This window comes from Roseibium sp. (assembly GCF_965276855.1).
Lineage (GTDB): Bacteria > Pseudomonadota > Alphaproteobacteria > Rhizobiales > Stappiaceae > Roseibium.
In genome coordinates this window covers 1,862,881-1,882,740 of the sequence record NZ_OZ255700.1, presented here as the reverse complement: position 1 = coordinate 1,882,740, position 19,860 = coordinate 1,862,881, and the positions used below count along the sequence as shown (strand labels likewise).

Below are 19,860 nucleotides of genomic sequence, written 5' to 3'. Positions count from 1 at the left end.
TCGATGACCGGAAATCCGATCAGCCCGACTATTCCGTTTGATCAAGATGGCATTCATCACGGCTTCTTGCGTCTTCCCTACAGCCGGGACGACTCGGCCTGGGGATCTGTGATGATCCCGATCACCGTTGTGCGGAATGGTGATGGTCCAACCGCTCTTTTAACCGGTGGCAATCATGGCGATGAGTACGAGGGACCGATTGCGCTCCAGGATTTGGCCGCAACCCTAAAACCGGAGAACATTCATGGCCAGGTCATAATAGTTCCTGCGCTCAATCATCCGGCCTTCCTTGCTGGATCGCGCACATCGCCAATCGACAAGGGCAATCTCAACCGCTCCTTCCCAGGAAGGCCGGACGGAACCGTCACCCAGAAGATTGCTCATTTCGTAGATACGGTCTTGATCCCGATGGCGGATATCGTGCTGGATTTTCATTCCGGCGGCAAGACGCTGGATTTTGTGCCCTTTGCAGCGGCTCACGTTCTAGACAACAAAGACCAGCAGGCCGCGTGTGTCGCCGCTATGCAATCGTTCAACGCGCCGTACTCCGCGACCATGTTGGAAATCGACAGTGTCGGTATGCTCGACACGGCAGTCGAGCAAAAAGGCAAGGTGTTTGTCACGACCGAGCTTGGCGGAGGCGGCACAGCGACGGCGCGATCGATCGGCATCGCCAAGAAGGGCGCGCGCAATCTTCTAAAACATGCCGGTATCCTCTCAGGTGAGCTAGAGTTGAACCCGAGTGTCACGCTCGACATGCCGGATGGTGATTGTTTCGTGTTCTGCGAGCACAGCGGCATGATCGAGCCGGTCGTTGATCTGGGAGACGAGATCGCGGAAGGTGAGGTCATTGCACGGGTCTGGCAGACGGAGCGCCCTGGTGTCGCTCCGATCGAATACCGGGCCAAACGATCTGGCATCCTGATGGCCCGTCATTTTCCAGGGTTGGTCAAGATGGGAGACTGCCTGGCGGTCGTTGCAAAGGTGGTCTAGGGCCGATCGTGGGGACGCACTTCCATTGAACAGCCCCACGCTCTCTATTCCGCCGCTTGCGCCATCTCTGGAAACAAGCCGGCCAAACCCTCTGGAGATGCTTCGCAAATCCCGCGCTCGGTAATCAGTCCGGTTACAAGCCGGTTGGGCGTCACATCAAATGCCGGGTTTCCGCCGGACGTGCCATCCGGTGTGACTTGCACAACGCCAATCGCGCCTTCGTCCGATTTTCCCTGGATATGGGTTGTCTCGCGCTCAGAACGTTCTTCAATCGGAATTTCGGACACGCCGTCGCTCACGCTCCAGTCGATCGTTGGAGAGGGGAGGGCCACATAGAACGGCACATTGTTGTCGCGAGCAGCCAGTGCCTTTAGATAAGTCCCGATTTTGTTGCACACATCCCCGCGCCGGGTTGTCCGATCTGTGCCAACGATGACCATGTCGACGAGCCCATGTTGCATCAAATGACCACCGGCATTGTCGGTGATATAGGTATGCGGAACGCCGTGGCTCCCGAGCTCCCACGATGTGAGGGCCCCCTGGTTCCGCGGTCGTGTCTCGTCGACCCAGACATGCAGCGGAATACCGGCGTCATGGGCCTGATACATGGGGCTTGTCGCATTTCCCCAGTCGACGGTAGCAATCCAACCGGCGTTGCAGTGTGTGAGCAGGCGGACGGGCTCGCCATCCGGTTTTTTGGCGGCAATGTCGCGGATCAGCTTCAACCCGTTTTCACCGATACGGCGATTGATCTCTACATCTTCGTCGGAGATGTCATGGGCAAGCTGGAGAGCGGCTGCCGCACGCGCTTCTACTGGAAGCGGTTTGAGCGCGGTTCGGCATCTGTTTAGCGCCCAACGCAGATTGATGGCAGTCGGTCGTGTCTTTTCCAGGAATGTCCAAGCGGCGTCCAGATTGGCGTCAGAGGGGTCATTGGCCATGGCCAATGCGACGCCGTAAGAAGCGGTTGCGCCGATGAGTGGCGCGCCCCGAACGCGCATTTCAACAATCGCGTCCGCAAACTCTTGCATGGTGCGCACGGGTTGCGTTTTGAACTCATGCGGCAACCAGCGCTGGTCGATGATCTGAAGGCAGTTCAACTCCGCATCCCACCACAACGAGCGGTACTGTGTTCCATTGACCTTCATCCGAGTTCCCTCTTATCCGGTTTTGGCCCCTGTGTGTCCTTTAAAGACAGTATGGGCTCGCCGCTGCGAGATCCGCAAATTGCTATTGCCACCGCCTTTAGCCCGGCAGCGATCACGCCGCAAGAAGGTGCGATTGTGTTTTGATGCCGCGCTGCAGCATTTCTGCATTGCATAAAAAATGACCTTGCGCATAATGCGGGCATGAGGGTCGGGCTATCCATACTTGTCATCGATGACAACAAGATCCGCGCATCCATCATTGAAGAGGGATTGCGCGATGCAGGGCATGAGAAAGTCATTCTCGTGCACCAGATGGAGGGGCTTGTCCGGCAGATCGCGGACATCAACCCGGACGTCATCGTTATTGACCTGGAAAATCCCAACCGCGACCGGCTGGAGCACATGTTTCAGGTGTCGCGGGCGGTGCAGCGTCCGATTGCAATGTTTGTCGACAAGGCCGACAGCCAATCGATCGAAGCAGCCGTTGATGCCGGTGTTTCCGCCTACATTGTTGATGGATTGAAGCGGGAACGCGTCAAGCCGATCCTGGATATGGCCATCAGCCGTTTCCGCGCGTTTTCAAAACTCACAAAGGATCTGGAAGACGCCCGCAACGAATTGGCGGACCGGAAGACCATCGACCGCGCCAAGGGCATTCTCATGAAGTCGAAAAATCTCACGGAACAGGAGGCCTATGACCTCCTGCGCAAAACGGCGATGAACCAAAGCCGAAAGATTATTGAAGTCGCGCAAAGTCTGGTCATTGCCAGCGGGCTGTTGGGAGACTGACGGATGCAGAAAAAAACGAAACGCCAGGGAGGGGCGGTTATCGGGGAGAGCAGGAGACTATGGGCACCAAACTGACACCGGTGATTGCTGGGTTCATACCGCTGCTCGACAGCGCAGTGTTGGTGGCGGCAAAGGAAAAGGGCTTTGCTGAACGAGAAGGCATTGCGCTCCAGCTGATCCGTGAAACGTCCTGGGCGAACATTCGTGACCGCCTGGCGGTCGGCCATTTTGACGTTGCCCACATGCTGGCACCGATGCCAATCGCGGCAAGCCTTAACCTGACCAGTCTGGCGGTCCCGATGCTGGCCCCCATGGTGTTGGGGCTTGGCGGCAACGCCATAACGGTTGCTATTCCCATCTGGCGGCAAATGGTCGATTTTGGCGCAGACATGGATGGCGACCCCGCTTCCACAGGTGCAGCCTTTGCAAAGGTTCTCTCTGCCCGCAAAGAGAGAGGCGAGAGCCGGCTGAGGTTCGGCGTTGTCCATCCTTTTTCGGGTCACGCCTACGAACTTCGGTATTGGCTCGCAGCAGCCGGACTTGATCCGGATCTAGATGTCGAGATCTCCGTTGTGCCACCGCAGTTGATGGCCGACGCCCTCGCTGCAGGTCAATTGGACGGTTATTGCGTAGGTGAACCTTGGAACACCGCGGCGGTTCAAGCTGGCACTGGCAGGATTGCGACTTACAAACAGGCGATTTGGCCTGACAGCCCGGAAAAAGTCCTCGGTGTCACTCGGAAATGGGCAAACGCCCAGCCGGACACCTTGTCTGCGTTGATGCGCGCAATCTCTGCCGCGGCCGACTGGTGCGCACAGTCTGATCATCTGACTGAACTCGCGCAGCTTCTCGCAGGCCCGACGTATATCGATTGTTCTCCTGACCTCTGCGTGCCAGCCCTTGGCGGAGATATGAAGCTGGGTCAAAATACTCACAAGAGCATACCGGACTTTCTAACGTTTTCTGGCGGACTGCGCGCTGCGCCGTCCCCCGCACAAGGCGTCTGGTTCTTTAGCCAGATGGTACGCTGGGGGCAGGCGGTGGCCGATCTTGAAGCGGAAAGACAGGCCGCGGAAATCTTTTCGCCTGACCTTTATGAGGATGCGCTCGGGATTGGGCCAATTGGGAAGCCGCAAACCATCCGCTTGTTCGATATGTCCGAAGTGTGAAACTCCGAATTGGTCATCGGCAATTCGGTATGATCAAGAGCGGTTCTGCCATTCATTTCACCCTGTTGCGCTGCACAAAAAAACATCATCTGCCTTCATTTTCAGCCAAAACATGTTGCGCTGCCAAAAGATCATCTCTGTTCCTTAGGCCCATGGGCCTTTGATAAATATGAGAAAAATTCGAAATGTCGTAGTTGGCACGCTTCCTGCTAACCAATAACACGAGGCCGACGATGGCCTAACGATATTGCGCCCATTGGTGGGCGTTCAGGCAAAGCCGCCGATTTGACTTGCAGGTTCCTCCTCCCAAGGCCCGCAGGATCAGTCGGCGGCTTTTTGTTTGACCTTCCAATGCTGCATTGCAGCGCAAAAAGAACTGCGAGGGACATAACGTGACACTCAGAGATACACTCAAATTCACCCGGCGGGCCGCGCTCGGCACTTTGTTGGCTGCAACTGCATTGGTTCCGGCGACCGGCGCCATGGCTGAAATGCTCGATGTCGAAAAAGACGAGTTGACCTTCGGCTTCATCAAACTGACCGATATGGCACCGCTCGCTGTGGCTTACGAGCTTGGCTACTTTGAAGACGAAGGGCTCTTCGTCACGCTTGAGCCGCAAGCAAACTGGAAAGTACTGCTCGACCGCGTCATCACCGGCGAACTGGACGGGGCGCACATGCTGGCCGGACAGCCGTTGGCCGCCACAATCGGTTTCGGCACCAAGGCGCACATCGTCACGCCGTTCTCCATGGATCTCAACGGCAACGGCATCACCGTCTCCAACGAAATCTGGGAAATGATGAAGCCGAACATCCCCACAATGGATGATGGGCGTCCACAACACCCGATCAGCGCATCTGCTCTGAAACCGGTCGTTGACAAGTTCATCGACGAAGGCAAGCCATTCAACATGGGCATGGTCTTCCCGGTTTCCACGCACAATTACGAGCTGCGCTATTGGTTGGCAGCAGGCGATATCCACCCGGGCTTCTATTCTGAAAGCGATATCTCCGGTCAGATCATGGGCGAAGCATTGCTTTCCGTGACACCGCCGCCGCAGATGCCGGCAACTCTGGAAGCTGGAACCATCTATGGTTATTGCGTGGGTGAGCCTTGGAACCAGCAGGCTGTGTTTAAGGGCATTGGTGTACCGGTCATCACCGATTACCAGATCTGGAAGAACAATCCGGAAAAGGTCTTCGGCCTGACCAAGGAGTTCACGGAAGAAAACCCAAACACCACGCTCGCCGTCACGAAGGCACTCATTCGTGCAGCCAAATGGCTCGACGAGAATGACAACGCCAACCGTATGGAAGCCGTCGAGATCCTTGCCCGCTCCGAATATGTTGGCGCGGATGCTGAGGTCATCGCCAACTCCATGACAGGCACCTTTGAATTCGAAAAAGGTGACAAGCGGGAGATTCCGGACTTCAACGTCTTCTACCGCTACTACGCCACGTATCCGTACTACTCCGATGCCGTCTGGTACCTGACCCAGATGCGCCGGTGGGGCCAGATCACAGAGCACAAGCCGGACAGCTGGTATGACGAAGTCGCCAAGTCCGTCTACCTGCCGGACACCTATCTGAAAGCAGCCCGCATGCTGGTCGAGGAAGGTCATGTGGCCGAGGAAGACTTCCCGTGGGACAGCGACGGTTACCGTGCTCCGACCCCGGCAGCCGACATCATTGACGGCATTGCCTACGACGGAAAACAGCCGAACGCCTACATCGACAGTCTGCCGATCGGTCTGAAAGGCAAGCAGGTTGTCGACGGGAACGAAGTGGTCGGCGGTTAATCCCCGACTGTGGGAGCGGCGGTTAGCAGCCCCGCCGCTCCACCTCCCCAACACCAGAATTCAGACGTTAAGGGACGCCACCGATGGCCAATGCCGATACAGCTAGCTCCCCGGACCTTGCCCGGGCCGCCCGCAAGGAAAAACTTTTTACTTCGATCAATAAGGCCGGTGGCTGGCTGGATGCGCTGGGCTTTTCCTGGCTGGTCCCGCTCCTGAAAATCGCCGCTGGTGACAGCCCGAAAGAACAGATGGGCGAGCTGAAGCGAGTGCTCGTGATCCCGCTGATCGGTATCCTGGCGTTTCTTGCCATGTGGGCAGCGCTCGCACCGCAAGTCCAGACATCCCTTGGCGCTGTGCCAGGGCCAGCGCAAGTTTGGACCCAAACGGTCAACCTTTGGGAAGACCATGTGCGGGAACGCGAAAAGGCGGACGCCTTTTATGAACGGCAGGACGCCCGCAACGCTAAGTTTGCCGCAGAAGGCAAAACCGATCGCATCAAGCACCGGACCTATACAGGCAAACCGACCTACATAGACCAGATCGGCACATCCCTGAAAACCGTCGGTCTCGGGTTTCTGATCGCGACCATCATCGCCGTGCCCCTCGGCATTGCCTCGGGCCTGTCGCGCACATTCAACGGCGCAATCAATCCCCTTATTCAGATATTCAAACCGGTCTCACCGCTCGCCTGGTTGCCGATCGTCACAATGATTGTCTCTGCGACTTACGCGAACCCATATGACTGGTTGTCGAAATCCCTTCTGATTTCGGCAGTGACAGTCACGCTGTGCTCCATGTGGCCGACGCTGATCAACACTGCGCTCGGCGTTGCCTCTGTCGACAAGGACCTGATGAACGTCGGCCGCGTACTGCAACTCCCGACCTGGAAGACCATCACCAAGCTGGTTCTGCCGTCCTCTCTACCGTTGATCTTCACCGGTCTACGTTTGTCGCTGGGTGTGGGCTGGATGGTTCTGATCGCAGCTGAAATGCTTGCCCAGAATCCGGGTCTTGGCAAATTCGTCTGGGACGAGTTCCAGAACGGGTCCTCCCAGTCGCTTGCGAAAATTATGGTTGCTGTTCTGACCATTGGTCTCATCGGGTTCATGCTCGACCGGCTGATGTTCGCCCTGCAGCGCGCCTTCACATTCTCGGCCAACCGGTAAGGAGACCCTGATGTCCTTTTTGGAAATCTCCGGCGTCTCGAAGTCTTACGGTGAAGGCGCCAGCCGCACCGATGTTCTGGACGACATCAATCTCAAGGTCGACGATGGTGAGTTCATTGCCATCGTCGGGTTCTCGGGAACCGGCAAGACGACCCTTATCTCTTTGCTTGCAGGCCTGATCGAACCGGATACCGGCGGGATCATCTTCAAGGGGAAGGAGGTTGACGGACCGAGCTCGGACCGGGGTGTCGTCTTTCAGTCCTACTCCCTGATGCCGTGGCTGTCGGTCACGGGAAACGTCGCGCTTGCTGTCGACAGTGTCTTCAAGAAGAAGAGCACCAGGGAGCGTAAGGAAATCTGCGACAAATACATCGAGATGGTCGGTCTGGCCCACGCCAAGGACCGAAAGCCGGCGGAACTTTCCGGCGGCATGCGGCAGCGCGTGGCGGTCGCCCGGGCTCTTGCCATGCAGCCCGAACTCCTACTGCTCGATGAACCGCTGTCCGCGCTCGACGCTTTGACCCGCGCCAAGCTGCAAGATGAATTTGCAGCGATCTGCGAGCAAGAAAAGAAGACCATCGTTCTCATCACCAATGACGTGGATGAAGCGATCCTGCTGGCAGACCGGATTGTTCCATTGAAACCCGGAACGTCCGCCACGCTTGGGCCGGAATTCAAGGTTCCGTTCAAACGTCCGCGTGACCGGGGCGAGCTCAACCATAACGACGACTTCATCAAGCTTCGGGCAGACATTACCGAATATCTGATGGCGGTTGGGGCCGAACGCGGTGCGGATCTGGAACGCGACATTGTCCTGCCAAACATCGTTCCGATCACCCAGCGGCTTAAGGCGGATGACAATCTGCCGGTCGTTTATGAAAAAGCCGCCGAGACACTGAAAGACGAGCGCTTCCTGGAGTTCTCCCAACTCAAGAAGGTCTATCCGACACCAAAGGGTCCGTTGACTGTTGTAGATGGGTTCGATCTGAAGATGAACAAGGGCGAGTTCATCACGCTGATCGGCCACTCCGGCTGCGGCAAGTCGACGGTTCTGTCCATGGTCGCAGGTCTCAATCCGATCACCGAGGGCGCCATCATACTTGACGGCACGCATGTCACACAGGCGGGCCCCGACCGGGCAGTCGTGTTCCAGGCGCCCAGCCTGATGCCCTGGCTGACGGCTTATGAGAATGTCGCCCTTGGCGTCGACAAGGTCTATCCGGATGCATCGAAGCAGGAAAAGCGCGACGTCATCGAATACTACCTGTCCAAGGTCGGTCTCGCCGATGCCATGCAAAAACCGGCAGTTGATCTGTCCAATGGCATGAAGCAGCGCGTCGGGATTGCCCGCGCCTTTGCACTGTCGCCAAAACTGCTCCTTCTCGATGAACCATTCGGCATGCTCGACAGCCTGACACGCTGGGAACTGCAGGATGTCCTGATGGATGTCTGGAAGCGCACCCAGGTGACGGCGATCTGCGTCACCCATGATGTTGATGAAGCGATCCTGCTCGCCGACCGGGTGGTCATGATGTCGAACGGCCCGAACGCGCGGATCGGCAACATCATGGAGGTGGATCTGCCACGCCCACGGTCGCGCAAGGAACTGTTGGCTCACCCGGATTACTACGCCTACCGCGAAGAGCTTCTCGACTTCCTCGAAGCTTATGAGGGCGGCGCGGACCCGAGTGAAGACCAACTCAAATCCATCCAGGAAAAGCGTGCTGCGCGCATGGCCCGTCAAAAGGCCGCGATCGAAGCAGCGGAATGAAAGGGGGATGGCAACCATGACGAAACAAAAGCTTGTCATCATCGGCAACGGCATGGCGCCGGGCCGGATGCTGGAGCACCTGTTTGATCAGGGCAAGGACGCCTACGACGTCACGATCTTCAATGCCGAACCACGGGTGAACTACAATCGGCTGATGTTGTCCCCGGTCCTCTCCGGTGAGAAGTCCTATGAAGATATCATCACCCATGGCGACGACTGGTACACTGAGCATGGCGTGACACTGCACAAGTCGGCCCGCGTTTCAGAGATCGACCGTTCTGCCAAAACCGTCACATCGGAAAACGGCATCACAGTCGACTACGACAAGCTGGTCATCGCGACCGGGTCCAATCCCTTCATCATCCCGCTGCCGGGCAAGGACCTCAATGGCGTCCTCACCTATCGCGACCTTGATGATGTCGACCAAATGCTGGAAGCAGCAAAGGGCGGTGGCCGCGCTGTTGTGATCGGTGGCGGGCTACTCGGCCTTGAAGCCGCAGCCGGTCTGAAGATGCAGGGCATGGAGGTCACGGTCCTTCACCTGATGCCGACGCTGATGGAACGCCAGCTCGATCCGGCTGCCGGGTTTCTTCTGGAGGAAGAATTCAAGCGCCGTGGCATTGATGTGCGCACCAAAGCCAACAGCCACGAGATCGTCGATGACGGTGCCGGGAACGTCAAAGGTATCCGGCTGGATGACGGAACTGAGATCGAAGCCAGCATCGTTGTGATGGCGGTTGGTATTCGCCCGTCCGCCGATCTTGCAAAGACTGCCGGACTGGATGTGAACCGCGGCATTCTCGTTGACGACACCATGCGCACAGCCGACCCGGATATCTATGCCCTCGGCGAATGCGTGGAGCACAATGGCCAGTGTTACGGCCTGGTAGCTCCGCTCTACGAGATGGCCGAGGTCATCGCGGACAATCTTCTTGGTGGCGCCTCCGAGTACTCTGGCTCGGTGACGGCAACAAAACTGAAAGTCACCGGCGTCGATCTTTATTCGGCTGGCGATTTTGCCGAAGGCGAAGACCGTGAGGAAATCGTCCTGCGCGATGCGTGCGCCGGGATCTACAAACGCCTCGTTTTGAAGGACAACAAGATAATTGGCGCGGTGCTTTACGGCGAGACAGCCGATGGCCCGTGGTTCTTCGATCTTTTGAAAAAACAATCAGATGTCTCGGAAATGCGGGAGACCTTGATCTTTGGCCAGGCGTATCAGGGGGGCGCCCCCCTGGACCCTACGGCGGCCGTTGCAGCCTTGCCGGATGATGCGGAAATCTGCGGCTGCAACGGCGTATGTAAATCAAAAATCGTAGGCGCGATCACTGACAAGGGCCTGACATCCCTTGATGACGTGCGTGCCCACACCAAGGCTTCGGCATCCTGTGGGACTTGTACAGGATTGGTCGAACAATTGATGCAGGTGACACTTGGCGATGCCTACAATCCGTCCGCTGTCACGCCGATGTGCGGCTGCACGCATCTCGGGCACTCGGACGTCCGCCGGTTGATCAAGTCCAAGGGACTGAAGACCATCCCTGCCGTGATGCAGGAACTGGAATGGAACTCTTCCGGCGGCTGCGCCAAATGCCGCCCAGCGCTGAACTACTACCTCGTCAGCGACTGGCCGGATGAATATGCGGACGACTATCAGTCCCGTTTCATCAATGAGCGCGTCCACGCGAACATCCAGAAGGACGGGACCTATTCCGTCGTGCCGCGCATGTGGGGCGGGATGACCTCCTCTAAAGAGCTGCGCGCGATTGCCGATGTCGTCGACAAGTTCAACATCCCTGCGGTGAAGTGCACCGGCGGCCAGCGCATCGACATGCTGGGCATCAGGAAAGAAGACCTGCCCGCCGTCTGGGCCGATCTCGGCAAGGCCGGGTTCGTGTCCGGGCAGGCCTATGCCAAGGGCCTTCGGACCGTGAAGACATGTGTGGGCACGGACTGGTGCCGCTTCGGAACCCAGGACTCCACGGGGCTCGGCATCCGGGTCGAGAAGTTCATGTGGGGCTCCTGGACACCAGCCAAACTGAAGCTGGCTGTCTCGGGGTGCCCGCGCAATTGCGCCGAAGCAACCTGCAAGGACATCGGTGTAGTCTGTGTCGATAGCGGCTTCGAGATCCATTTTGCGGGCGCGGCTGGGCTCGACATCAAGGGAACCGAGGTCCTCGGTCTCGTCAAAACCGAAGACGAGGCCCTCGAACATATCGTCGCACTCACGCAAATGTACCGCGAGCAGGGTCACTACCTAGAGCGGATCTACAAATGGGCCAAACGCATCGGCTATGACGAGATCCGCCGTCAGATCATGGACGACACGGACAAGCGCAAAGCTTACTACGACCGTTTTGTCTTCTCCCAGAAATTCGCCCAGGTCGATCCGTGGTCGGAGCGTGTCTCCGGCAAGGACAAGCACGAGTTCAAGCCGATGGCAGTACTCACGCGGGAGGCGGCCGAATGAATGCGGAACTGAAGAATTGGGTCGCGATCGGCGATCTGACCGACATCCCGCGCGAAGGCGCCCGGGTGGTGAAAACCGATGCCGGCTGCATTGCTGTGTTCCGCACTGTTGACGATGAAGTCTTCGCGCTGGACGACCGCTGCCCCCACAAGGGCGGGCCGCTCAGCCAGGGCATTGTCCATGGCACGTCGGTCACCTGTCCCTTGCACAACTGGGTGTTTGATCTGGCAACGGGTCTTGCAACCGGTGCCGATGAAGGCGCAGTCCCGGTGACGGCCGCCAAAGTCGAGGGCGGCAAGGTGCTCCTTGCCGCCGACGATCTGGCACGCCGGTCGGCAAGCTGACCGCGTCCATCCAATCAAAATTCGAGGAAAGCCCAAGGAGCCGCGCCCGATGACCGGCACATCAAAAGAAAAAACGGTCAAGACCACCTGCCCATATTGCGGGGTCGGGTGCGGGGTGCTGGCAACACTCAAGGAAGACGGATCGGTGGGCATTGCCGGCGATCCGGATCATCCCGCTAATTTTGGCCGCTTGTGCTCAAAGGGGTCGGCGCTGGGGGAAACCCTGTCGCTGGAAGACCGGCTGCTGTATCCGGAAATCGGCGGCAAACGGTCCGATTGGGACAGCACGCTCACCCTTGTTGCCCGTAAATTCTCTGAAGCCATCAGAGATCACGGGCCGGACAGCGTTGCGTTTTATGTCTCCGGCCAGATCCTGACCGAGGACTATTACGTTGCCAACAAGCTGATGAAAGGCTTCATCGGCTCGGCCAACATCGACACCAACTCCAGGCTCTGCATGGCCTCGTCCGTTGCCGGCCACCGGCGCGCGTTTGGCAGCGACACCGTTCCGGGAACCTATGAGGATCTTGAAACCTGCGATCTTCTCGTGCTGGTCGGGTCAAACCTTGCCTGGTGTCACCCGGTGCTGTTTCAGCGGGTCGAAGCGGCAAAGGCAAACAATCCGAACATGCGGGTCGTCGTGGTCGATCCGCGTGAAACGGCAACCTGCGCCATCGCCGATCTGCACCTTGGCTTGAAGCCCGACACGGATGTCGCGCTGTTCAATGGCCTGCTGTCCTTCCTTGCGGAAACAGAAACCCTGGATCGCAGCTATATCGCGGCCCATACGAACGGCTTTGAAGAGACACTCGCGGCGGCTGGTCCTTGTGAAATCAACCGGATTTCAGATGAAACCGGCCTGACGCCCCATGACATCGCGACCTTCTACACACTGGTGGCGCGAACCGAAAAGACAGTTACGCTTTACAGCCAGGGGGTCAACCAATCGGTTGTCGGCACGGACAAGGTCAATGCGATCATCAACACGCACTTGGCAACCGGCCGGATCGGCAAACCGGGGATGGGGCCGTTCTCGGCAACAGGCCAGCCAAATGCCATGGGCGGAAGGGAGGTCGGCGGCCTTGCCAACATGCTTGCCGCTCACATGGCGATCGAAAACCCGGACCACCGTGCGCTCGTGCAAGACTTCTGGCAGAGCCCGGTCATTGCATCAAAACAGGGGTTGAAAGCGGTTGACCTTTTCCAGGCGGCAAGGGACGGCAAGATCAAGGCGCTCTGGATCATGGCCACCAATCCGGTCGACAGCCTGCCGGACGCCGATGGGGTCGCCGAAGCGCTCAAGACCTGCCCGTTTGTGGTCGTCTCCGATGTGACCCGGGCAGCCGATACCGTCGCCTATGCGGATGTTCGTCTGCCTGCCGCGGCCTGGGGCGAGAAGGACGGCACTGTCACCAATTCCGAGCGGCGGATTTCACGGCAAAAGAAGTTCCTGGATTTACCAGGCGATACAAAACCCGATTGGTGGCAACTGGCGGAAGTTGCGCGCCGTATGGGGTTTGAGGATGCGTTTTCCTACGACGGCCCGGACGCTGTTTTCCGCGAACACGCAGCACTGTCCAATGCGGGAAACAACGGCTCACGGGATTTCGATATCAGTGCCCTGAAAGACATCCCGGCAGCCGCGTTCGACGATCTGGAGCCCGTCCAGTGGCCGCAGGCCGGGGCAACCGTTTGCAACACCGAAACGCGGTTCTTTGCCAAGGGCGGTTTTTTCACACCTGATCGCAAGGCGAATTTCATTGCAGTCTCTCACAAGGAACCGCGCAAGCGCGAACGGCGGTTCCCGCTGGTTCTGAACACCGGCCGGATCCGCGATCACTGGCACACCATGACGAGGACAGGCAAAACGCCACGCTTGTCTTCGCATATTGCCGAGCCTTTCGCCGAACTCCACCCGCAAGATGCACGCGATGCCGGGATTGCTGCAGCCGATCTGATTGAAGTCAAAAGCCCACACGGGTCTGCCGTTGTCCGGGCGCAGATCACCGACCGGGCGCCGAAAGGATCTGTGTTCGTGCCGATGCACTGGACCGATCAGGTGAGCTCCAGAGGCCGGATCGATGCCGTGGTGGCGCCGGAGACCGATCCGGTGTCCGGTCAGCCCGGTTCCAAGTTCACACCTGTTGCCATTCGCAAACTGGAATTTGCCTGGCATGGCTTCGCCGTCTTGCGAGAAAAGCCGAACCAGCTCGATACCGGATATTGGGCGATTGCACCGACGGAAGGCGGCTGGCGCATCGAACTGGCGGGCGACAGGTCCACCAATCCCGAAGATCTTGTGGGCCGGCTCCTTCCTGAAGACACAGAATTCCTTCGGTTCGAAGACGGCACAACGGGCGCGCTCAGGATTGCCGGCTGGACCGGCGCAGACCTTGCCGGAGCGTTTTTCTTCGCGCCTGATCCCGTCGCTGTTTCCCGTCCTTGGGCCTGTGGGATGTTGACCGCTGAAACGTCCACCAAAGATCAAAGATTCCGGGTTCTTGCGGGCCGCCCGCCAGCGGATCTTCCGGACAAGGGCGCAATCGTCTGCTCTTGTTTTCAAGTCGGCAGCTCGGAAATTGCCGCAGAAGCAGCCAAAGGCGCGACCACTGTTAAGGCGATCGGCGCTTGCCTGAAAGCCGGGACCAATTGCGGATCCTGCCGCTCCGAAATCCAGACCCTGCTCGACGCTGTTGCCAAGGAGACACGTGAAGATGCCGACATCGCGCAAGCCAGCTGAAGTGCGCCCCAAACGGCGTGCGGCAAGGGTCGAGCCTTTGGCGAGCCTGCCGTTGTTCTTTCCGCTTGAAGGCCGCAAGGTGGTTCTCGCCGGAGGAACGGATGCTGCCGCCTGGAAGGCGGAACTTCTGGCCGCCAGCGGGGCAGAAGTGCACGTCTTTGCCGAAGAGCTTAGCGAGGTGTTTGAAACGCTTTTGGAGCGCGGCAGCGTGAAGGGGCGCTTTGTTCATCATGCCCGTCCGTGGAGCACGGACGTGATTTCAGGGGCCGCCCTTGCCATCGCCGATGCCCCCTCGGACGGCGCGGCACAGGCCTTTTATTGCGCCGCCAAGTCCGTAGGCGTTCCGGTCAACGTCATCGACAATCCTCCGTTTTGCGAGTTCCAGTTCGGCTCCATCGTCAACCGCTCACCGGTCGTCATCGGCATCTCGACCAATGGGGTTGCCCCGATCCTCGGTCAGGCGATCCGGCGGCGGATTGAAACGCTGTTGCCAACCTCGCTTCAGGACTGGGCAGCGCTTGCGGGCCGGATCCGGGCCCGCGTTCTGGAAAACCTCGCACCGGGAGCAGAGCGCCGCCGGTTTTGGGAACGGTTCACCGACATGGCCTTTTCCGGAAAGGCTGCCGAAGAAGAGGCAACAAGCCGTGATCTGGAAGACGTTTTCGGCGAGGCAGCTCACGTTGGGCAGGGCCGGGTGACCTTGGTCGGTGCCGGGCCGGGCGATGCGGAAAACCTGACCCTGAAGGCCATGCGGGCGCTTCAATCCGCCGATGTCATCCTGTTTGACGATCTGGTCGACGACAGTGTTCTGGAACTCGCGCGCCGTGAAGCCAAACGCATGCTGGTCGGCAAGCGCGGCGGACGGGAAAGCTGCCGTCAGGAAGACATCAACGACATGATGGTGTCGCTCGCCAGACAGGGCAAACACGTCGTCCGGCTGAAATCCGGCGATCCGATGATCTTCGGACGGGCGGGTGAGGAACTGAAGAGACTGGCTGAGGAAGGCATTCCGGCCAGCGTTGTTCCCGGCATTACCGCAGCCTCTGCGATGGCCGCCGAACTCGGCGTCTCGCTGACTCACCGCGATCACGCTCAGGCTGTGCGTTTTGTGACGGCGCATTCGCGCAAGGGAGCACTTCCTGACACGGTCGATTGGAACGGGCTTGCAGATCCCGCAACAACAACCGTTTTCTATATGGGACGTCGTATGGCGGGCCAGATCAGCGAACGTTTGATTGCCGAAGGCCGCAAGCCAAACACTCCCGTACGGGTGATGGCCAATGTGTCCCGGCAGAATTCTGTCAGCTGGTCGGGTGCATTGTCAGAGCTCGCTTACGGAGTGGATAGCCTGGCGACAGACGGCCCGGTGTTGATTGCGATCGGTGAAGCCTTTGCTAACTTTGGACGAGCAGCTGAAGCAGTGCCGTATCATGAGACAGAACTCCGGGCTGCTGCTGCCAACTGAGCGGTCCCGAAATCAACTTCACATGTTTTGTTCCTGAAGTTTGCTGACACGCAGTCGATGACTCAGCCCTTCCTGTTTGAACGGAAAGGTTTTAGCTTGGGCATCAGCCGGAGCAGCGAAACAGCGTTGCTCTTGGTTTCCAAGTCATTATCGATCCAGAAGATCTCAGAGGCGGTTCATGACGCAGCTCCCCAATTCCCTTGAAGCCCGTGATGTTGCGGTCCAGCTTCATTCTTATGCAGATGCCCGCAAGCAAGAAGAGACCGGGTCTCTTGTGATCGATAAGGGCGAGGGGATTTACGTCACCGATATCAACGGCAAGCGCTACATTGAAGGCATGGCCGGCCTTTGGAGTGTTGCCGTCGGTTTCGGCGAAAAGCGCTTGGTCGATGCTGCCGCCCGCCAGATGGAAAAGCTGCCGTACTACCATACGTTTACTTATAAGACGCACGGACCGTCGATCGAGCTTGCCGAAAAGCTGATCGAAATGGCGCCGGTGCCGATGTCCAAAGTCTATTTCACCAACTCCGGGTCCGAGGCCAATGACACGGCGCTGAAACTGATCTGGTACCGGTCAAATGCGCTGGGCCAGCCGGAGCGCAAAAAGGTGATTTCGCGCGTTCGGGGGTATCATGGCGTGACGATCGCCTCGGCAAGCCTGACCGGCCTTCCGAACAATCACCGCTCCTTCGATTTGCCCCTGCCGCAAGTCCTGCACACAACGAGCCCGCATTACCGCAGCCAGAAGAAAGACGGCGAAAGCGAAGCGGACTTTGCCAAGCGCTGTGCCCAGGATCTGGAAGATCTGATCCTCGCCGAAGGCCCGGAGACGATTGCGGCCTTCTTTGCAGAGCCCGTCATGGGGGCGGGCGGTGTGATCGTTCCGCCGGACGGGTACTGGGAGGCGGTTCAGCCTGTGCTCAAAAAATACGGTATTCTCTTCGTGGCCGACGAGGTCATCTGCGGGTTTGGCCGGACCGGAAACATGTTCGGGACCGAGACCTACAATCTGCAGCCTGACATCATGACCCTGTCGAAGGCATTGTCATCCTCCTATCAGCCGATCTCGGCGCTCTTAATCAATGACAACGTTTATCAGCCGATTGCGGACGAATCCCACAAGATTGGCGTCCTTGGTCACGGTTATACCGGTAGCGGTCATCCTGTTGCGGCAGCGGTTGCCCTGGAAAACCTGAAGATCATTGAAGAGCGCGATCTCGTTGGAAACGTGCGCGCGATGGCGCCACTTTTTCAGAAGCGGCTCGCCGGTCTGGCGCAAAGCCCGTTGGTGGTTGAAACCCGGGGGATCGGGCTCATCGGTGCGGCAGAGCTTCACCACGAAGCGTTGGCCGATACACCGGGTGCACTTGGCGCGCGAACAAACGCGGTATTCCTTGAAAAGGGCCTGATCTCGCGTAACATGCTGGACGCCATGGCTTTCTGCCCGCCGTTGATTATCACCGAAAATCAGATCAAGGAGATGTTCGACATTGCGGAGGACAGCCTCCAGGCGGCAGCGCTTCTATGACCGATTGGTCGATTGTCGGCACGATCAGCGGCACATCCGCCGACGGAATTGATCTGGCAGAGATTAGGATCGACGGACGTGAAGTGAGTGCGTTTGGCCCAGCTGAGACCATCAGCTACCGGCCGGAAACGCGAACGCGTGTTCTGGAGGCTGCGGCGAAGAAAGGAACGGGCCGGGAGACTTGGCCGGATCTGGCTCGTGCCGTGACCGAAGACCATGTCGAGGCTATTGGGGCGTTTCTAGGGAAACACGGGTTGGTGCCGGATGCTGTCGTCTTTCATGGTCAGACCGTGTGGCACGATCCGGACGCAGGCGAGACGATCCAGCTCGGTGACTCGCAACTGTTGGCGGACATCTTGAAGCTTCCGGTGATCGGTGACGTTCGCTTGGCAGATATGGCGGCCGGAGGGCAGGGCGCGCCGCTCGTACCGGTTTACCATCAGGCGCTCGCGCGATCTCTGGTCGGCGGTGAAAAGGAACCGATCTGCTTTTTGAATATCGGTGGCGTGTCCAATCTCACCTTTATTGACGGTGCTACCCTGCTTGCATTCGACATAGGGCCGGGGAATGCGCTGCTGGATGATTGGATCCGGCGGCATGGGGCTGGTGACTATGATGCTGGTGGTGAGATTTCGGCAAAAGGCAAAGTTTCGCAAGACCGTCTTGCGGATGCTCTATCCCATCCGTTTTTGTCGGAGGCTGGACCAAAGTCATTGGACCGGTACAGCTTTTCCGGAGATTTCGTTGAAGGATTGAGCCTTGAAGACGGCGCGGCAACACTTTTGGCGTTCACGATCGGCACCATCTCAGTGGCAGAAACACTTTTGCCAAAACGTGTGAAATCGTGGCTGGTCTGTGGTGGCGGGCGCCATAATCCCGTGTTACTCCGCCGGTTACAGGAAGAGCTGTCCGGTGACGTCGTTTCGGCGGATGTTTACAACATCGATGGCGATGCGCTTGAAGCACAGGCGATGGCGTTTTTAGGCGCGCGGCTGCTGGCCGGATTGCCGACAACCTTCCCAGAAACGACCGGAGCCAGCGGCCCGGTGATTGGCGGACGGCTCTACCAGCCCGGAGAGTAAGTGCCGCTTCTCAAGAGGTTTTGGAGGCATCGTGAAGACAATCACGGAACCCGCGCGCGAAATTGACATCATTCACGAAACGGATGTTCTGGTGGTCGGCTCTGGCCCGGGCGGACTGTCTGCTGCACTTGGCGCCGCGCGCGCCGGCGTTGATGTGACGCTTGTGGAGCGGTTCGGCTGTTTGGGTGGTAACATCACGGCTGTAGGCGTCGAAGGCTTTGCCTGGTACCGGCACGAAAGGACCGTCGATACGGAAGGTGTCGGCCGGGAATTTGAAAGCCGCGCACGCGAGGCTGGCGCTACGACCCCGGAACCGCAATCGGACAGCGATGCGATCGATGCGGAAGGCTTCAAGCTGGTCGCCGACAATCTGGTTGAAGAAGCCGGTATCCGGCCGATGATGCATCGTGCCTTTGCGGCTCCAATCATGGACGGCAACGAGATCAAGGGCATCATTACTGAAAGCAAGGCGGGCCGTGAAGCGATCCTCGCAAAGCGCGTGATTGATGCAACGGGCGATGCCGACATTGCCTACCGCGCCGGCGCTGAGACGCAAAAAACGCCAGTTGAGGAAATGCAGGCGGCCTCCGTCATGTTTTCTATGAACGGTGTCGACAAGCGGAAATTCATGGAGGCCGTTAAGGCCGACCCGCATACCTACAAGGACTGGGAAAGCGGCGAATGGACGGTGGAGACCACCGGCAAGGAGGACAAGATGTTCTCGCCATTCCTGAAGAAGCCGTTCAAGCAGGCTCTGGAAGCGGGCATTATTCCTGCTCATCTGCAGACCATTTCCGGGACCTGGGGCGCTGTTTATGACAGCGGGGATCTGACCTATCTCAATCTGGTGCACTTGCCGGAGTGCGACGGGACCGATCCGGACTCCATGACAATGAACGAGATCGAGGGCCGCCGTCAGGCCATGCTTGCGGTTCAAGCCTTGAAGCGCTATCAGCCGGGCTGTGAAGACGCCAAGCTCCGGAATTTCGGTATGACCATCGGCATCCGGGACACCCGCAAGATCGGGGCTGTCTATGACATGACCGGCCACGATGTTCGTGAGCAGGGCCGGTTTGACGACAGTGTCGGCATTTTTCCGGAATTCATTGACGGGTATGGCATCCTGATCCTGCCGACAACTGGCCGTTATTTCCAGTTGCCGTACCGCACGATGGTGCCGAAGGGTGTCAAAAACCTGCTCGTTGCCGGACGGGCTACCGGAGGCGACAAGGTCAGCCATGCGGCCACACGGAACATGATGTGCTGCACGGTCACCGGTCAAGGCGCTGGCGTTGCAGCCGCGATCTCCGTGAAACACGGCATCGACCTGGATGCGATGGATGTTTCCTTGCTGCAAACCGAATTGAAGCGTCAGGGCGTCCGGCTGCACTGAGGA

The 19,860-nt window shown here is 58.5% G+C and carries 14 protein-coding genes; 13 read left to right on the top strand and 1 reads right to left on the bottom strand.

Going from position 1 to position 19,860, the window contains the following annotated elements; all coding sequences use genetic code 11:
- Positions 1 to 3 precede the first annotated feature (3 nt).
- Complete coding sequence (gene doeB, locus ACQY4Z_RS08560) at positions 4 to 993, top strand: N(2)-acetyl-L-2,4-diaminobutanoate deacetylase DoeB (protein WP_428528394.1); 990 nt, start codon at positions 4 to 6, stop codon at positions 991 to 993.
- A gap of 44 nt (positions 994 to 1,037) precedes the next feature.
- On the opposite strand, the gene mtnA is transcribed toward doeB, so the two are convergent.
- On the bottom strand, positions 1,038 to 2,141 hold the full coding sequence (mtnA, locus tag ACQY4Z_RS08555) for an S-methyl-5-thioribose-1-phosphate isomerase (RefSeq protein WP_428528392.1): 1,104 nt from the start codon (positions 2,139 to 2,141) through the stop codon (positions 1,038 to 1,040).
- Positions 2,142 to 2,342: 201 nt separating this feature from the next.
- Here mtnA and ACQY4Z_RS08550 point away from each other — a divergent pair, with 201 nt between their 5' ends.
- The 12 genes from ACQY4Z_RS08550 (at position 2,343) to ACQY4Z_RS08495 (ending at position 19,857) form a co-directional block, all read left to right on the top strand.
- Positions 2,343 to 2,930 (top strand): ANTAR domain-containing response regulator, encoded by a 588-nt coding sequence (locus ACQY4Z_RS08550; protein WP_428528390.1) that lies wholly within the window; start codon positions 2,343 to 2,345, stop codon positions 2,928 to 2,930.
- A gap of 59 nt (positions 2,931 to 2,989) precedes the next feature.
- Positions 2,990 to 4,099, top strand: coding sequence for a CmpA/NrtA family ABC transporter substrate-binding protein (locus ACQY4Z_RS08545; protein WP_428528388.1), 1,110 nt, complete (start codon positions 2,990 to 2,992; stop codon positions 4,097 to 4,099).
- A 392-nt stretch (positions 4,100 to 4,491) separates the two neighbouring features.
- Positions 4,492 to 5,898: a CmpA/NrtA family ABC transporter substrate-binding protein gene (locus tag ACQY4Z_RS08540; protein WP_428528386.1), complete on the top strand. Its 1,407-nt coding sequence runs from the start codon at positions 4,492 to 4,494 to the stop codon at positions 5,896 to 5,898.
- A gap of 83 nt (positions 5,899 to 5,981) precedes the next feature.
- Positions 5,982 to 7,064 (top strand): ABC transporter permease, encoded by a 1,083-nt coding sequence (locus tag ACQY4Z_RS08535; RefSeq protein WP_306148318.1) that lies wholly within the window; start codon positions 5,982 to 5,984, stop codon positions 7,062 to 7,064.
- Between the two features lie 10 nt (positions 7,065 to 7,074).
- Complete coding sequence (locus ACQY4Z_RS08530) at positions 7,075 to 8,835, top strand: ABC transporter ATP-binding protein (RefSeq protein ID WP_428528383.1); 1,761 nt, start codon at positions 7,075 to 7,077, stop codon at positions 8,833 to 8,835.
- A 16-nt stretch (positions 8,836 to 8,851) separates the two neighbouring features.
- A complete protein-coding gene (gene nirB / locus ACQY4Z_RS08525; protein WP_428528381.1) occupies positions 8,852 to 11,305 on the top strand; it encodes a nitrite reductase large subunit NirB in 2,454 nt (817 codons plus the stop codon).
- On the top strand, positions 11,302 to 11,649 hold the full coding sequence (gene nirD / locus ACQY4Z_RS08520; protein ID WP_209172541.1) for a nitrite reductase small subunit NirD: 348 nt from the start codon (positions 11,302 to 11,304) through the stop codon (positions 11,647 to 11,649). The genes nirB and nirD overlap by 4 nt, the downstream gene beginning before the upstream one ends.
- 49 nt (positions 11,650 to 11,698) lie before the next feature.
- Positions 11,699 to 14,389 carry a molybdopterin-dependent oxidoreductase gene (locus ACQY4Z_RS08515; RefSeq protein WP_428528379.1) on the top strand — a complete coding sequence of 897 codons (2,691 nt, stop codon included), beginning with the start codon at positions 11,699 to 11,701 and terminating at the stop codon, positions 14,387 to 14,389.
- Entirely contained in the window at positions 14,364 to 15,854 is a 1,491-nt protein-coding gene (gene cysG, locus ACQY4Z_RS08510) for a siroheme synthase CysG (protein WP_428528377.1), read from the top strand. Before ACQY4Z_RS08515 ends, cysG begins: the two co-directional genes overlap by 26 nt.
- Before the next feature lie 178 nt (positions 15,855 to 16,032).
- The gene (locus ACQY4Z_RS08505; protein WP_428528375.1) at positions 16,033 to 17,382 is read left to right on the top strand and encodes an aspartate aminotransferase family protein; all 1,350 of its coding nucleotides are present in this window, start codon (positions 16,033 to 16,035) and stop codon (positions 17,380 to 17,382) included.
- The gene (locus tag ACQY4Z_RS08500; RefSeq protein WP_428528373.1) at positions 17,379 to 18,464 is read left to right on the top strand and encodes an anhydro-N-acetylmuramic acid kinase; all 1,086 of its coding nucleotides are present in this window, start codon (positions 17,379 to 17,381) and stop codon (positions 18,462 to 18,464) included. Before ACQY4Z_RS08505 ends, ACQY4Z_RS08500 begins: the two co-directional genes overlap by 4 nt.
- A 31-nt stretch (positions 18,465 to 18,495) precedes the next feature.
- The gene (locus ACQY4Z_RS08495) at positions 18,496 to 19,857 is read left to right on the top strand and encodes an FAD-dependent oxidoreductase (protein ID WP_428528371.1); all 1,362 of its coding nucleotides are present in this window, start codon (positions 18,496 to 18,498) and stop codon (positions 19,855 to 19,857) included.
- The last annotated feature ends 3 nt before the right edge of the window (positions 19,858 to 19,860 follow it).

What these genes read in the sequence shown, in the direction of transcription:
- doeB (WP_428528394.1), top strand. Translation starts at nt 4, where the DNA reads ATGACCGGAAATCCGATCAGCCCGACTATTCCGTTTGATCAAGATGGC.
- mtnA (WP_428528392.1), bottom strand. Translation starts at nt 2,141, where the DNA reads ATGAAGGTCAATGGAACACAGTACCGCTCGTTGTGGTGGGATGCGGAG.
- ACQY4Z_RS08550 (WP_428528390.1), top strand. Translation starts at nt 2,343, where the DNA reads ATGAGGGTCGGGCTATCCATACTTGTCATCGATGACAACAAGATCCGC.
- ACQY4Z_RS08545 (WP_428528388.1), top strand. Translation starts at nt 2,990, where the DNA reads ATGGGCACCAAACTGACACCGGTGATTGCTGGGTTCATACCGCTGCTC.
- ACQY4Z_RS08535 (WP_306148318.1), top strand. Translation starts at nt 5,982, where the DNA reads ATGGCCAATGCCGATACAGCTAGCTCCCCGGACCTTGCCCGGGCCGCC.
- ACQY4Z_RS08530 (WP_428528383.1), top strand. Translation starts at nt 7,075, where the DNA reads ATGTCCTTTTTGGAAATCTCCGGCGTCTCGAAGTCTTACGGTGAAGGC.
- nirB (WP_428528381.1), top strand. Translation starts at nt 8,852, where the DNA reads ATGACGAAACAAAAGCTTGTCATCATCGGCAACGGCATGGCGCCGGGC.
- nirD (WP_209172541.1), top strand. Translation starts at nt 11,302, where the DNA reads ATGAATGCGGAACTGAAGAATTGGGTCGCGATCGGCGATCTGACCGAC.
- ACQY4Z_RS08515 (WP_428528379.1), top strand. Translation starts at nt 11,699, where the DNA reads ATGACCGGCACATCAAAAGAAAAAACGGTCAAGACCACCTGCCCATAT.
- cysG (WP_428528377.1), top strand. Translation starts at nt 14,364, where the DNA reads ATGCCGACATCGCGCAAGCCAGCTGAAGTGCGCCCCAAACGGCGTGCG.
- ACQY4Z_RS08505 (WP_428528375.1), top strand. Translation starts at nt 16,033, where the DNA reads ATGACGCAGCTCCCCAATTCCCTTGAAGCCCGTGATGTTGCGGTCCAG.
- ACQY4Z_RS08500 (WP_428528373.1), top strand. Translation starts at nt 17,379, where the DNA reads ATGACCGATTGGTCGATTGTCGGCACGATCAGCGGCACATCCGCCGAC.